At 42.1% G+C, this 15,416-nt stretch carries 12 protein-coding genes; 11 read left to right on the forward strand and 1 reads right to left on the reverse strand.

All coding sequences use genetic code 11. From position 1 onward, the window contains the following. Position 1 precedes the first annotated feature (1 nt). The 5 genes from VK664_RS10315 (at position 2) to VK664_RS10335 (ending at position 8,500) form a co-directional block, all read left to right on the forward strand. Complete coding sequence (locus tag VK664_RS10315) at positions 2-2,098, forward strand: hypothetical protein (RefSeq protein WP_461398572.1); 2,097 nt, start codon at positions 2-4, stop codon at positions 2,096-2,098. A gap of 367 nt (positions 2,099-2,465) precedes the next feature. Next, positions 2,466-2,891: a hypothetical protein gene (locus VK664_RS10320; protein ID WP_461398573.1), complete on the forward strand. Its 426-nt coding sequence runs from the start codon at positions 2,466-2,468 to the stop codon at positions 2,889-2,891. A gap of 433 nt (positions 2,892-3,324) precedes the next feature. After that, positions 3,325-6,513 (forward strand): SusC/RagA family TonB-linked outer membrane protein, encoded by a 3,189-nt coding sequence (locus tag VK664_RS10325; protein ID WP_461398574.1) that lies wholly within the window; start codon positions 3,325-3,327, stop codon positions 6,511-6,513. 18 nt (positions 6,514-6,531) lie between these two features. Further along, a complete protein-coding gene (locus tag VK664_RS10330; RefSeq protein WP_461398575.1) occupies positions 6,532-8,058 on the forward strand; it encodes a SusD/RagB family nutrient-binding outer membrane lipoprotein in 1,527 nt (508 codons plus the stop codon). 127 nt (positions 8,059-8,185) lie between these two features. Further along, complete coding sequence (locus tag VK664_RS10335) at positions 8,186-8,500, forward strand: DUF3467 domain-containing protein (protein WP_461398576.1); 315 nt, start codon at positions 8,186-8,188, stop codon at positions 8,498-8,500. 57 nt (positions 8,501-8,557) lie between these two features. Here the strand turns inward: VK664_RS10335 and radC are convergent, their stop codons facing one another. Then, a complete protein-coding gene (gene radC / locus VK664_RS10340) occupies positions 8,558-9,250 on the reverse strand; it encodes a RadC family protein (protein WP_461398577.1) in 693 nt (230 codons plus the stop codon). Positions 9,251-9,495: 245 nt separating this feature from the next. On the opposite strand from radC, the gene VK664_RS10345 reads away from it, so the two are divergent. The 6 genes from VK664_RS10345 (at position 9,496) to VK664_RS10370 (ending at position 15,294) form a co-directional block, all read left to right on the forward strand. Next, positions 9,496-9,717 (forward strand): hypothetical protein, encoded by a 222-nt coding sequence (locus VK664_RS10345; protein ID WP_458924065.1) that lies wholly within the window; start codon positions 9,496-9,498, stop codon positions 9,715-9,717. Positions 9,718-9,939: 222 nt separating this feature from the next. Then, entirely contained in the window at positions 9,940-10,890 is a 951-nt protein-coding gene (locus VK664_RS10350) for a ribose-phosphate pyrophosphokinase (protein WP_461398578.1), read from the forward strand. A 33-nt stretch (positions 10,891-10,923) separates the two neighbouring features. Continuing rightward, positions 10,924-11,571: a 50S ribosomal protein L25 gene (locus tag VK664_RS10355; RefSeq protein ID WP_461398579.1), complete on the forward strand. Its 648-nt coding sequence runs from the start codon at positions 10,924-10,926 to the stop codon at positions 11,569-11,571. Between the two features lie 180 nt (positions 11,572-11,751). Then, on the forward strand, positions 11,752-12,330 hold the full coding sequence (pth, locus tag VK664_RS10360) for an aminoacyl-tRNA hydrolase (RefSeq protein ID WP_461398580.1): 579 nt from the start codon (positions 11,752-11,754) through the stop codon (positions 12,328-12,330). A 141-nt stretch (positions 12,331-12,471) separates the two neighbouring features. Then, positions 12,472-13,083, forward strand: a complete 612-nt coding sequence (locus tag VK664_RS10365; RefSeq protein ID WP_461398581.1) for a fumarylacetoacetate hydrolase family protein — start codon at positions 12,472-12,474, stop codon at positions 13,081-13,083. Positions 13,084-13,227: 144 nt separating this feature from the next. Continuing rightward, positions 13,228-15,294 (forward strand): alpha-ketoacid dehydrogenase subunit alpha/beta, encoded by a 2,067-nt coding sequence (locus VK664_RS10370; protein ID WP_461398582.1) that lies wholly within the window; start codon positions 13,228-13,230, stop codon positions 15,292-15,294. Positions 15,295-15,416 lie beyond the last annotated feature (122 nt).

The raw sequence follows: 15,416 nt of genomic DNA on the forward strand, positions 1-15,416 counted from the left end.
CATGCATTTTAATGCGAAGACTGAAACTTATACCAGGTTAATATTACCAGTGTTCATCTTGATTTCTGTTCAGGTAAATCTGGTTGCGCAGGAAGAAAGGGTACTTACTATGCAGGAAGAAATGCTACTGGAAACACAGGCATCTGAAACGGAGGGAGAAGTTGATGATGATAGTTACCTGGTGACACTTAACGAGTTTCGGAAACATCCTTTGCCAATCAACACCGCTGACGAAAATATATTCCGGGAGCTGCGCATACTCACGGACCTGCAGATTCATCAACTCATAAGTTACAGAATGTTATTAGGCAAACTCATAAGTATCTATGAACTGCAGGCCGTACCTGGCTGGGATCTGGAAACCATAAGGAAGGTTTTGCCCTATGTTGTACTGAATGAAAGTGAACCTGTATTCAAAGGTATTTTTTCGAGGTTGCGTTCAGGAAACAGCAATATAATATTCAGGACTTCTTTTGTGCCACAGCTATCTGCAGGTTATCTTAAAGCTGATACCGGGGCCAGCGGTTATACAGGTAGCCCGTTGAGATTATTTGCAAGATATCAATATAATTACAAGAACCTGCTGCAGTACGGGTTACTTGGCGATAAAGACGCAGGCGAACAATTTTTTCAGGGTCGTCAAAAGATGGGCTTTGATTTTTATTCCTATCATATTTTTTTGAGAAAAATGGGAATGATTCAGGCGCTTGCGCTGGGAGATTATACTGTGAGTATGGGACAAGGTCTTATTCATTGGCAAAGTAGTGGTTTGCGAAAAAATGCCGACGCGATGATGATTAAAAGACAGGGGCCGACGTTAAAACCATACCGGTCTGCCGGGGAGTACAATTTTAATCGCGGTGCCGGAATCACCCTTCAGAGAAAGCGATTCTCCGTTACAGCCTTTGCATCTTACCGGCAATTGTCTGCAAGTATGGACAGGGATGAAAATGGCGAATACGTGAGCTCTTTTGTAACTTCTGGCTATCATCGTACTGAACTTGAATTACAGAAGCGGAAAAATCTTGTTGCATTGGCTGCAGGGGGCGTATTGAAATATAATTTCAGGCAGGGCAGTTTTTCTTTAAATACGGTCCACTATAAATTTCAATTTCCCTTGAGACCGCAGGATAAGCCATATGATTTATACGGAATAAATGCGGATCGTTGGTCAAACTATAGTGTGGATTATAGTTATACTTTTCGGAACATTCACAGCTACGGTGAGGTAGCAATTGACGCAAAAAGAAAGCTTGCATTATTACAGGGTTTTTTAATAGCTCTTGACCGAAAGCTGGATTTTTCAATTGTATACAGGAACCTCAATAACGCTTATCAGTCAATGGCAGGAAGTTCGTTCACAGAAAACAGTGCCCCATCAAATGAAAAAGGACTCTATGCCGGTTTTTCTTTAAGGCCTGCTTCAGGCTGGGTTATCAATATTTACAGTGATGTCTGTGATTCACCCTGGTTGCGTTTCAAAACGGATGCGCCGGCAAGGGGTAGGGGATACCTGCTTCAGGTTATCAATACACCCAACAAGAGGGTTGAAATTTATACTCGTTTTTCCAATGAACAAAAATGGTTGAATGTTTCGGGTTCGCTGCTCGCAGAGCCAGAGATCCAGTTTGTAACCCGGAAAGAATGGCGGCTGCAATTTTCAACTCAATTTACGAGGTCGGTTTTATTCCGCTCGAGGGCAGCTTTGAGCTGGTATGGAGAAGTTGGTAATCAGATGCCAAAAAAAGGATTTCTCGGATTTTCGGATCTGGTCTGGAAGCCTATGACCGGGATAGTTTCCGGCAGTGCGAGGCTACAATATTTTGATATGGATGATTACAACACCCGTATATATGCATATGAAAACGGCCCCTTGTATGACACAAGTATTCCTGCATTTTTTGAAACTGGTTGGAGATATTATTTAAACATTCATCTTGAACCGGTGATTCATAAGTGGAAATTTGACGGCCTTGACATCTGGTTGAAATATGGAGAAATAATAAACCAGTCAGTGAATTCCTTCGGCTCAGGACTGGATAAAATAAATCGTTCATCCAGGTCGGAGATAAAAGTTCAAATCATGTACGCCTTTTAATCACCGGATAATAGCACTCTTCACCGGATAACAATACTTTAATTACCGAATAACTGCACTGCCAGTACGATCTTTAGATATATAGTAATTATTGCCATGTTATATAATTCAAATAAATACTGGATAATCTGGAGATTATAAGGTTAATAAAACCTCAGTTTTATTCAATGTTATCAATAGAATCGGCTTTAAAGCATCTAATCTAAACATTATAATAAACAATATTTTTAATAAGTTAAAAATTTTCACATATTTGCATCAGTATTTTTCCCGCCTTGCTATATGTAAAGGTTATCGTGACCCTAATCTGACTTGATTATTGTTTGTCCTACTAAGTCACGTTTACGAACAAAAACTAACAAGTTACATGAGAAAAATTCTAACACTGCCCGCAGCGCTTTTACGCTTTGCAGTATTGGCGTTAGGGTATATCAGGCAGGTGTCTGTTAGAATAAATGATGACCAGGGAAATCCCATTCCCCATTTTCGAGGGTCAGAATCAAAAGAAAACTACAGGTACTTCAAATGGAGAAATAAGCTACTACAGTCGGCACAGCAGCTAAAACCAAAATCAACGCAGCAGAAAATTCCATTCTTTCTTTATCGAGAGAGCTTCACTTCGCAGATTTTACAACGATTGTGGCTGATAAGACTCCGGATGAAACGGCCACTAAAATGTAAGAGTGATCATAATATTATAGAGACAATTATGGACCCTATTGGTAAAAATGAGTGGAAAGTTGGGAATTGGCAGACTGTGAATAAATTTTTTAATAAAAAAAATAAGAACTAAAAGCTTCCGTTTTTTGCGTATAAATACTCAAATTCTTACCTGGTAGTTTTGCATTAAAGAAAGTAAAAATCTCTTGTTGTTATGCCAAAATAGCATCTGAAATGACAGGTATTCGATGAAATCTTAGAAAACGGTTTAAAAAAAGCAAGAGGTATTAACAATCGTAAATAGTAGTTTAATGGAATTACATGATAAGTTAAATCAATTTTTTGACCGTGATCATTTTTTTATCACCGTGATTATCAAGATCTTATTGAGCAAGATCAAGAAAATACCATTGCAGGCGGAATTTTTAAACGGTAAAGCAGCGCTTTAGTTTGAAACGTTGACTTATGATTTAACGAATATTTAATTTATTTTTTTTTTCATTATCAATTCTAGTAATTTTCAGAGTCACATTCCAGTTCAAACGGTCAAATCAAACACAAAACACATGAGAAAAATTCCATTGCTATTGTCAATGCTGGTCTGCCTATGCAGTCTGGCATTTGGCCAGGCCGGCTCAATTTCCGGCCAGATTAAAGATGAGGCGGGCACACCGATTGCCTACGCGACAGTAAAAATCAAAAATTCTTCAACAGGTTCATCAGCAGACGCACAGGGGCGGTACAAAATCACAGCAAAAAGTGGCGACGTACTCGTGTTTTCTGCAATCGGGTATGGTCAGACTGAAGTTCCGGTAGGCAGTTCTTCCACTGTCGATGCAAATCTTGCAAAGTCTGAAAGTTTAATTGATGAGGTAATTGTAACTGCACAAGGTATACGCAGAAGGCCACGTGAACTTGGTTATTCTGTTGCCAGAGTTAATAACGATGACATTACAGTTGGTCGTTCACCACAATTAGCACAGAGTTTATCAGGAAAGGTTTCTGGCCTTGCGGTATTTAATGTTAACAACTCCGTTGACCCTGCAGTAAAAATTGTTCTCAGGGGTTACAGGTCAATGACTGGTAACAATGATGCGCTTGTAGTAATCGATGGATTACCTATGCCTCCTGGTTCATCAACCATGTTGAATCTGCTTAACCCAAATGATATCGAAACTGTATCCGTACTTAAAGGCGGACAGGCAGCGACCCTTTATGGATCAGATGGTGTAAACGGTGCGTTGGTAATTACAACAAAAAGAGGTTCAAAAGGTAAAGCAAGAGTAACATACTCCAATGCTACAAATATTGAACAAGTAAGTTTCCTGCCAGATTTCCAGGACCAGTTTGGTAGTGGCTCACATTACGCAGCAAGTTTTGGCGCCGCCGGTTATAAAACTGATTACCTGGCGAGGATGAAGGATAACTGGCGTTCATATGAAAACCAGCAGTTCGGTGATCGGTTTGACGGAAGTTTAAGACCAGCCGGTCGACTCTTGCAGGATGGTTCTTATTATGAATTACCTTATTCAGCTATTAAAAATTCTAGAAAAGATATCTGGAACACCGGGCTCACTACCAATAACCAGTTGTCAGTAAGCGGTGGTAACGAAAATTCTACCTTCTATCTTTCAGTAGAAAATAACCTTGCACAAGGTGTTGTACCTGAAGATAAAAGCAGACGTACCGGTGTACGTCTTGCTGCGACAACAGAAGCAGGAAGATTGAAAGCGGGTTTTAATCTTGCTTATGTACAGGCAAGTTATGATCGTACAACTTTTGATTTCTACAATGAATCAATCAACCAGGCTGCGCACATTCCATTGAAGGATCTGCGTGATTGGAAAACCAACAAGTTTGCCAGCCCTGATGCCTACTACAATGATTATTTCACAAACCCTTATTTCAGATTGGACAACGACCGTCAGAACTACGGCGATAACAATTTCCAGGGTAACATGGAACTGAATTTCAAAGTGGCTGAATGGTTAAACCTGTATAACAAACTCGGTGTTGTTAATAACACCAGGAACAGGAAAAACACTGTCGGAAAATACATATACTCTCCATATGCTAAAACCCAGGCTAAAGTGCCTCCTGCATATGACCAGGCTGATGGATCAGGTATTACCAGGACGGTAACTGATCTTGCGGGTAGTGTTTATGATGCAACTGAAACTGAAAATATCATCAACAATGAATTCCAGATCCAGGCAAATAAAGACTTTGGAGATTTCTCTACCAAAGGCCTTCTTGGTTTCAGCTTATACGACAGGAGAACCAAAATTGTAGAAGTGAGCTCCGCCTCTATCGTGGTACCGGATATCTATAACGTAGCAAACCGCACCGGTGAGCTTGGTGGTGGAGAAGGCATTTCTCAATATCGTAAGTATGGTTATTATGCGGATCTACTTGTTGGCTGGAAAGACCTTGTTTTCTTACATGGTTCTGCCCGTTTCGATGGTACATCTAAGTTCTATAAGCCAAATCGTGAAAAGGACCTGTTTACCTATCCTTATTATGGGGCTGACGTGTCATTTAACGTAACTGAAATTTTCCCGGCGATAAAGAATACTATCCTGAACTATGCGAAGCTTCGTGCCGGCTACAGCAGCAACGTTGCTGACAATATAAGAATCTACGGTCTGGACCCTGTTTATCCGAACGGCGCTGGTTTCCCATATGGAAATACAGTAGGATTAACGGTAGGTGACCTTTTACCTGCTCCGGACCTGAGACCTGAAAAAGTAAATTCTTTTGAAGTCGGTACCGAATTGCAGTTGGTTGATAACAGGATCAACGTTGACTTTACCTATTACACACAAAAAACTACCGATGCGGTGGTTACCGCAAGGATTCCAAATTCCACTGGTTTCACAAGCCTCTTGTTGAACGTAGGGGAATCCAAAAACTGGGGTTATGAAATTGACCTTCGTGGACAGGTAATCCGTTCGGAGAATTTCAATTGGGAACTGAGTTGGAGATACTCTTACAACGATAACAAGGTGGTTGAGATCTTCCCTGGTTTAACAGAATTCCTATCCAGTGGTTATTCATATGCTGGTTCTTATGTGATGAAAGACAATTCTTTCCCGAAAATTAAAGCAGTCGGATACGTTCGTGATCCGGCAACAAATCGTGTTATTGTAAATCGCACAACCGGCTATCCATTGTCAAACGGACCACTGAAAGACCTGGGCCGTGCACTTCCAAACAAAATCATGGGTTGGGGAACTAAACTTAACTACAAGAATATTTCTCTTGCTACAAACTTCGAATACCGTGGTGGTCATGTGATCTACAGCGATCTTGGAAGACAGATGACATTCACGGGTTCTGGTGGGTGGACAGAGAATCGTGTTCCTCATGTGTTTCCAAATTCAGCCTATGACGATGGTACAGGAAAATTTGTTGAAAATACTAATGTGAATGTACAGGAAGCTGAGTATTCATTATGGGTTGATCACTATCGTTTGATTACTGAAAACTTCACAGTTCCTGCCTGGTTTATCAAGCTAAGGGATATCAATCTTTCCTATAGTTTTTCGCAGAGATTGCTGCAGAAAACCAAAATCTTTGGCGAAGCCAGTGTGGCACTATACGGAAGAAATCTTATCACTATCGTTGATTCCCAAAATGATTTCGTGGACCCTGAGTTCAGTTTTACTACTGGCAATGGTTTGGGTATCAGCAATACCTCACAAACTCCTCCCGTTCGTCAATATGGTATTAACCTGAACGTGACATTTAAATAATTAATAAACATCATTGTTATGAAGCTCAAACATTTTATTTTATCTCTTATATTAGTGAGCACGGCGTTGACTGGTTGTAAAAAGCAATGGCTGGATATTAATAGTAATCCAAACGAGTTACCCACTGCGCTTCCAGCATTCCTGTTCACCGGGGCTGTTAATCGCACCGCCGGCTATATTGATCCTAATGAGTTGGGATCTTACTGGAGTGGTCAATGGACACAATCGAATACTTATATCATCAGTGGTTCACAGTTCCAGTATATATTTAATAACACAAATTTTAACTACTGGGATACCTGGTATGACATCCTGAACGATTATCAATTTGTAATTAATAAGGCAGATTCATTTGAGCAGCCTTATGCCAAGGGTCCTGCAAGAGTTATGAAGGCATTGATTTATCAACAGCTTGTTGACGTTTATGGAAACATACCGTATACCCAGGCTTTAAAGGCAATCGGCAACTTAAGTCCGAAATTTGATGATCAGAAAGTCGTTTATGAAGATCTTATCAAGCTCCTTGATACAGCAATCACTGATCTTCGCGCAAATGCATTCGTCTCAGGTTCACAGGCAACTGACATTGTTTTTAAAGGTGTAACTGCCAGCTGGATAAAATTTGCGAACAGCCTGAAACTGCGTTTATTGATTCGTCAAAGCAAAATTTCCGGAAGAACCCCTTATATCACTGCTGAAATAAACAAAGCGGCAGCTACAGCTGAAGGATTTTTAAGTGCTGGTCTGGATGTAACCAGCAACCCGGGATATGTTTCATCTGCTGGTAAAACCAATCCAATTTATGATCGTTGGGGTTATGCAGCGAATGGAGCAACACAGGCACTCGGAAGATACCCAAGACCAACAACTTTCCTTTTCGACAGGTTCAAAGCGACAAACGATACTTTCAGGTTGAAAAGACTCTTTTATCCTTTTGGTGGAGAGGGTTCAAACCCAGGTGTCGGATCAAGAGCTGAAGTGCTGAGTAACTATGTAGCTATACCGTTTGGTACATCTTCTGGTTTCTTATCACAGAACACGTCTCCGCTCGGGCCTGCATTAATCGTAAGAGGCCAGTTTAACTCCAACGTGGTTATTATGACGGCTGCTGAAAGTTTCTTTTTATTAGCAGAAGCAAAGGAATTATATGGTGCTTCGGTTACACTTCCCCAGACTGCACAAAACTATTATGAACAGGGGGTACGTGAATCTTTCCGCCTGACTGGTACTGCAGCAGCCGCAGCAACTGCGTTGTTGACAAGCGGAAAAGATCTTGCTGACTGGACAGTTTCCACTAATAAACTGCAGACAATCTGGCTCCAGAAATGGCTTGCAATGACAAATTTTACCGGGTTTGAAGCCTGGGCTGAATATCGCAGAACCAATTACCCGGTACTTCCGAAATCGGCTTCTGCTGCAACAAATGCAACACCTCCGGTGCGTCTTTATTACCCACAGACGGAATTATCCAGCAATGGTGTGAACGTTGCTGAACAGGGAACTATAGATGTATTCAAAACAAAGATTTTCTGGGATGTAGATTAATTCCCGGCTTAATAAATAAGAAAGGGTGCCCTCTTTGGAAGGCACCCTTTCTTATTTTTGAGAACTTATTTTATTACTTATGATCTGATGTAAATAACCACCCTTAACTTCGATTAAAACGGGCAATATGCAGAATCAAAACCAGGCAGAAAACCAGATAAACATAGAGATTTCAGAAGAAACGGCGGAAGGAACCTATGCCAACCTGGCTATAATCACACATTCTCATGCTGAGTTTGTGATTGATTTTGTAAACGTGATGCCCGGCACCCCAAAATCTAAGGTTAAATCCCGGATCATTCTGACTCCTCAGCATGCGAAGCGGTTCATGAAAGCCCTGAACGATAATGTTCAGCGTTTTGAAGCGGCGAATGGCAAAATCCAGGACCTTGAAGAAGTGCAGCTTCCCCTGAATTTTGGTGGTCCATCCGCACAGGCTTAGTTGATTAACAACTGGTTAAGCCGGCTTCTTTCAGCAATTTGCCTCTTTCGGCAATTATCATATAATTCCCTCGTCCGCGAAACTGTAATAGCCATATTCGCTTACTATTATATGGTCCAGTATTTTGATGTCCAGGAAATGAGCAGCTTCCTTGATTTTGGCTGTGAGTTCTTCGTCTGCTCTGCTTGGCCTGATACTACCTGAAGGATGATTATGACAGAGTATCAGGCTGACGGCATCTTCTTCAAGCGCTTTTTTCAGTATTATCCGGGGATCGGCGACCGTACCGGTAATCCCACCTTTGCTTATAATCTCGAAGTGGTTTACACGGTTTGAGCGGTTCAGAAAAACTACTCCGAATACTTCCTGCTGGTAGTCCTTAAGCATTGCCTGCAGGTACCTGGCCATATCGCTGCTGTGTTTGACCACCAGTTTGTCGAGGGCAACGCCCGATTGTCTTCGACGTCCAAGTTCAAGAGCTGCAACGAGGGTGGCTGCCTTGGCTGAACCTATTCCCTTGACCTGCATGATCTCTTTTGCCGACAGTTTACCAAGTTCCTGTAGATTGTTTTGACTTAACAACATAATCTCCCGCGCAAGTTCCAGCGCCGACCTTTTCGGCGTGCCCGATTTAAGCAGGATCGAGATCAGTTCAGCATCCGAGAGGCTGGCGGCAGATTTGCTGAGCAACTTTTCGCGTGGGCGATCATCCGGCGCCCAGTCTCTTATAGCATGATGCGGTTTCTCCATTTGTCAATACTAAGCCCAAAAGATCATTAAGCCAGCGTGATTATGCCCTAAGATTTGGTTTTTTGGCGGACTTAGGTCCTGCCGTAAATACCATCCGGCTGATCAAGTAGTTTTGCGATTGTGGGGATCAATGTTATCTGCTATTTTTATGTCAGTAACAGTTTTTTAACGAAATAATCTTGATTGTTAAGCGTTAGAAACATGTTCCAAATCCAAATCCTTTTAAAAACTCTAAATCCCCTGCTATGAAACACAAATCTACACTCGCTGCTATTGGCGGTTACCAGCCTTTTCTTTTTTGTATCGGAATGTATTTTGTCGCCCTGTTTTTCTCTATTTTCATCTGTTCTGCTATCTTTTACGCAATCAACCCAAAGAAAACGATTGCTAAAGTAAATACTGTTGATTCCAGGAAAACAGCTATGCTTAATTCTGGCAACCAGGTGATGTTATCAGTAACAAAATAACTTGTTATCTGTTACAAATAACATGTTACCAGTAACAAAATAATATTTATATTAATGTGAATTTTGCTGGTATCCAACTACTAATACGTGTTGGACAGTAAATGCGTCATGCAGTTGTTCAGCAGTTGAGGTTTTATCCAGGTCGGCAAGTTGAATTTTCTTTCCCCGATTATTCCTGAATCAATCGCTTCGGTTTATCTTCGCCGGATATTAAAAAACGGCATGGAAAAAACGGTAAAAATATTCTCTGGTACAGGTTCGCAATACCTTGCTGAAAAAATCGCGATAAAGTTTGGTGGCTCCCTCGGGAAGGTCACCATTTCTCATTTTAGCGATGGGGAGATACAGCCGGTTTTCCAGGAAAGTATCCGGGGGGACATGGTTTTCCTGGTTCAAAGTACTTTTTCTCCGGCTGAAAATATTATGGAGCTGCTCCTGATGATCGACGCCGCCCGTCGTGCTTCAGCCTATAAAGTTGTGGCTGTTATACCATATTTTGGCTATGCCCGGCAAGACCGTAAAGACAAACCACGGGTTGCGATCGGTTCCAAACTGGTAGCTAACATGCTTGTAGCTGCAGGAGCAGACCGGGTTATCACCATGGATCTTCATGCGCCACAAATACAGGGCTATTTCGATATCCCCGTGGATCACCTCGATAGTTCGGCTATTTTTATCCCTTATATACAGCAACTTCAGTTGGAAAACCTTACCTTTGCGGCCCCCGACGTGGGATCTGCAAACAGGATCCGTGAAATGGCCTCATACTTCAATGCAGAAATGGTGATTTGCGATAAACACCGCAAACGCGCCAATGAAATTGCAAGTATGGTTGTTATTGGAGATGTGGTTGGAAGGGAAGTAGTTCTTATCGATGATATCTGCGACACCGGTGGCACGCTGGCAAAAGCGGCCGGATTGTTAAAAGATAAGGGAGCAACCAGTGTGAGAGCACTGTGCACGCACCCGGTTTTAAGCGGTAACGCTTATAAAAACATCGAAAACAGTGTGTTGGAAGAACTGGTAGTCTGTGATACGATTCCGCTCAGGCAGGAATCTAAAAAGATCAAGATACTCAGCGTCGCCGAACTTTTTGCGATCGCCATCAGGAACGCTTACGAAAACAGGAGTATAACAAGCCTGTTTATCCATAGCCAGTTGAGGAATCGCTAAGAAAATTGTTAACTAAAAATCAATTATAAAACAATGAAAACAATTACAATCGAGGGTCAACTGAGGACCGGAACCGGGAAACAAGCCACCCGCCAACTTCGCTCTCAGGAACTCGTGCCTGGTGTAATTTACGGCGGCGAAAATGAAATCAACTTTTCTGCACCAGCCAAGGCTTTTAAAAACCTTGTTTACACTCCGGAGTTCCAGTTAGCAGATTTAAGTGTTGAGGGTAAAACTTACCGTTGCATTTTGAAAGACATCCAGTTTAACAAGGTAAGCGATGAACTCGCTCACGTTGATTTTATGGAACTGGTTGAAGACAGGCCCGTTATCGCTACAATTCCCATCAAATTTACGGGAGCTGCTGCCGGTGTTAAAGCAGGGGGTAAACTGATTACCAAGATTAAATCACTGAAAATTAAGGCACTTCCTAAATACCTGACAGAAAATATCGAAGTAGATCTTACTGACCTTGAACTGAACGGAAACATTCGTGTTGAAGACGTTAAGTTAGACAATGTCGAAATCCTGAACTCTCCACGTATTCCTATCGCCTCTGTGGTAATGACACGTGTGTTGAAACAGGAAGCTGATACTGCTCCGGCCGGCGCTGCTAAACCAGCCGCCGCGGCCGCTAAGCCAGCTGCAGCTGCTGCTGCAAAGCCAGCCGCCAAGAAGTAAACTGATAAGCTTTTATAGTAGCCCGGCTTATGCCGGGCTTTTTTTTGCAAAAAATTTTTGTAAAAAATTCTCCATATGTAGATACAAACTCCGGTCTATTTCTTCGTTCACACATTACCGTGATAGATTGGATAGATTTCCTTTTTATTATTATTTTTATCACAAGTTCAAACAAGCCAGATGTCAAAGTTCTTAATCGTGGGTTTAGGCAATATTGGTTCAGAATACGAAAAAACAAGGCATAATATCGGGTTCGACATCGCCGAAGCTTTTGTTCAAAAGCATAATGCTACTTTCCAAGGTGGAAGGCTGGCTGATGTTGCTACGCTAAAGTGGAAGGGCAAAAATATCGTGGTTATTAAGCCAACTACATTTATGAATCTTAGCGGTAAGGCCGTAAAATATTGGATGGATAAAGAAAAGATCGCGGTAGAAAACATTCTTGTGTTGCTTGATGAGCTTGCATTGCCTTTGAGTAAACTTCGGTTGCGTGGCTCTGGAAGTGATGCCGGCCATAATGGTCTAAAAAGCATCCAGGAGATGCTGCTGACCGATAAATATCCCCGGCTCCGCTATGGTATAGGTAATAATTATCCCAAAGGTATGCAGGTTGATTTTGTGCTCGGTAAATGGACCGAAGAAGAGCTTCCGGTTGTTAACCTAAAGCTTCAGAAAAGCGTCGAAGCAATAGAAAGCTTTATTTCAATAGGTATAGAACGCACAATGACTGAGGTTAATAAATTGGATTTTAAACTATGAATTGTTAATTTGAATCTTTATTTTCGCAGTAATTAGCGTAACTGACTAATGTTTTGATATTCAATGAACCTATGCGATTCCCCACATACCTGTCCAGGTAATAACCTTTAAACTGTCATTACAGATAAACCCTTATTGAATATGAAAATATTTTGTGTTGGCCGTAACTATGTTGAACATGCTAAGGAGCTAGGTAATGAAGTACCTGACGAACCGATCATCTTTATGAAGCCTAAAAGTGCGTTGCTTCAGACACATACCCCGTTTTATTATCCCGAATTTACCAACGAACTTCATTACGAATGTGAACTTGTACTTCGTATTTCGAAGAACGGAAAATATATACAGGACCGTTTTGCCAATAAATACTATGATGCCATAACCGCAGGTATCGATTTTACAGCAAGGGACATTCAAAATGAACTAAAAGAAAAGGGCCTGCCCTGGGAAAAAGCGAAAGCCTGGGACAATTCGGCCGCCATTGGTAAATGGATTCCTTTTCCAAACATCAAAAACAAAAAAGACATCAATTTCTGCCTTTATAAAAATAAAGAACTTGTTCAGCAAGGTAATTCGGGATTGATGATCAATAATTTTGATAAGATAGTAGCTTATATCTCCAATTACTTTTCAATAAACATCGGCGATCTTATATTTACAGGTACACCTGCAGGGGTAGGGGAATGCGTGGTCGGTGACGTGCTGGAAGGTTTTATAGAAGATGACAGCATGTTTAGTGTTGAAGTCAAATAATTCAAATGATCCGGTTTGTAACACAAATCTGCTAAATAATTGAAAGGACAGTTCGCTGTCCTTTTTTGTGCGTCAGCATTTTTTATAAAGCACCAAAATGGTATAATACCGTAGATTTAGCCAGGAACAGTAAACGTATTTTTCATGGTCAGTGAAGAAGTTTTATTGAGAGCTTATACCCTTATGTTTACTGCCAAAACGATGGCGGAAACCTATGAGGCAAACAGGCCGGTTTGTCGTTATGTTCACTCTACCTCCAGGGGACATGAGGCTATCCAGCTTGCCACAGCTTTTCAATTGCTTCCATGCGATTATGTTAGTCCCTACTACCGGGATGACAGTTTATTATTAGGGCTGGGCTTTACACCTTTTCAGCTCATGCTGCAACTACTCGCAAAAAAAGATGATATTTTCTCGGGAGGCCGGTCTTATTACTGTCATCCAAATTATCGTGGTACAGATAAGCCAACAATTATTCATCAGAGCAGTGCCACGGGTATGCAGGTTATTCCGGCTACTGGACTTGCCCAGGGCGTTCAGCACCTGGAGAAATATCTGCCACATAAACTGGTATGCGGTCCTCTGCTTGAAAAACCTGTTGTTATCTGTTCCTTAGGGGACGCAAGTATTACCGAGGGTGAAGTTAGTGAGGCCATTCAGTTCGCTGTTCTGAAACAATTGCCCATTATCTACCTGGTTCAGGACAATAAATGGGGTATCAGCGTCAGCAGCCAGGAGTCAAGGGCGATGGATGCTTATGATTATGTTGAAGGTTTCAGGGGAATCAAAAGAGTGAGGGTAGATGGAAGTGATTTTGAATCAGCTTTCAGGTGCATGAATGAGGTTATAGCTGATGTCAGGCAAAACCGTGGGCCCTGGCTTGTCCAGGCTGCAGTGCCACTGCTGGGCCATCATACAAGCGGTGTGAGAAAAGAATTTTACAGATCTTCCACCGATCTGGCTTCACATGCAGAGAACGATCCCTTACTTAAACTGCTCGCCAGTCTAAAGGAAACATCAGCGACTGACCAGGTGATCGCTGAAATAGAAACCAATTGCATTATCGCCGTTGAAGAGCAGTTCAGCCTTGCGGCTGAAGCGGCCGAACCCGATCCCGGTTCTGTGTCCAGTCATGTTTTTGTTCCAACACCTGTTACAGAAGAAATTGGTGAACGCAGCCCGGCAGGTGCCAAACCTGTATTGATGGTAGATGCGGGGTTATTTGCCATACGTGAAATTATGGATCGATACGAAGAATCGATTTTTTTTGGCCAGGATGTAGGTAGAAGATTAGGAGGTGTGTTCCGCGAAGCCGCAACCCTCGCCGAAAGGTTTGGTGATCACCGGGTGTTTAACACGGCTATACAGGAAGCTTATATTATTGGCAGTACTGTTGGATTAAGTGCCACAGGTATCAAACCTATCGTCGAGATCCAGTTTGCGGATTATATTTTCCCCGGCATGAATCAACTCGTGACAGAGATCGCAAAATCCTGTTATCTGAGTAACGGCAAATTTCCTGTTCAATCGTTGATCAGGATACCGGTCGGAGCTTATGGAGGAGGAGGTCCGTATCACAGTGGATGTATAGAAACCTTGTTATTATCAATAAAAGGAATTAAGGTTGCTTATCCCTCGAATGCTGCCGATATGAAAGGATTAATGAAAGCAGCTTTCCTTGATCCGAACCCGGTAGTTATGCTTGAGCACAAGGGTCTATACTGGAGCAAGGTTCCGGGAACTGAAACAGCAAGGCAACCGGAGCCGGGTGCAGATTATGTATTGCCGCTGGGCAAGGCGGCTGTGGTGTTAGATTCTAACCCGGATACCGGTTCGAACACAGCCACCTGTTGTATCATCACCTATGGAATGGGGGTTTACTGGTCGCTTGCCGCTGCTGCACAGTTTCCCCAACAGGTAGAGATCATCGATCTGCGGACCTTGTTTCCACTGGATGAGTCAATGGTCTTTAATTCAGTTCGCCGTCATGGAAAGTGTATCGTATTAACCGAAGAACAAGCGGGAAACTCATTCGCTCAATCTCTTGCCGCCCGGATCAGTTATCACTGTTTTCGTTTTCTCGATGCGCCCGTAGAGGTAATCGGAGCTTTGGACCTCCCTGCTGTTCCAATGAATACCGGGTTAGAAAAAGCGATGTTGCCTGATGCGGGTAAGGTTGCGGAACGAATCAGGTATCTCCTTGATTTCTGATCCCAAAATGGTCAGGTCTATCAGCCACAAAAGTCTACTCAAACAGTCAGGTTTTCAACTACAATCGTTTACATCAATCAGGTTTACGCTAGCAGTCTACTCAAATTAATCAATCAGGTTTA

It is taken from the genome of Flavitalea sp. (assembly GCF_035489435.1).
GTDB lineage: Bacteria > Bacteroidota > Bacteroidia > Chitinophagales > Chitinophagaceae > DATHKG01.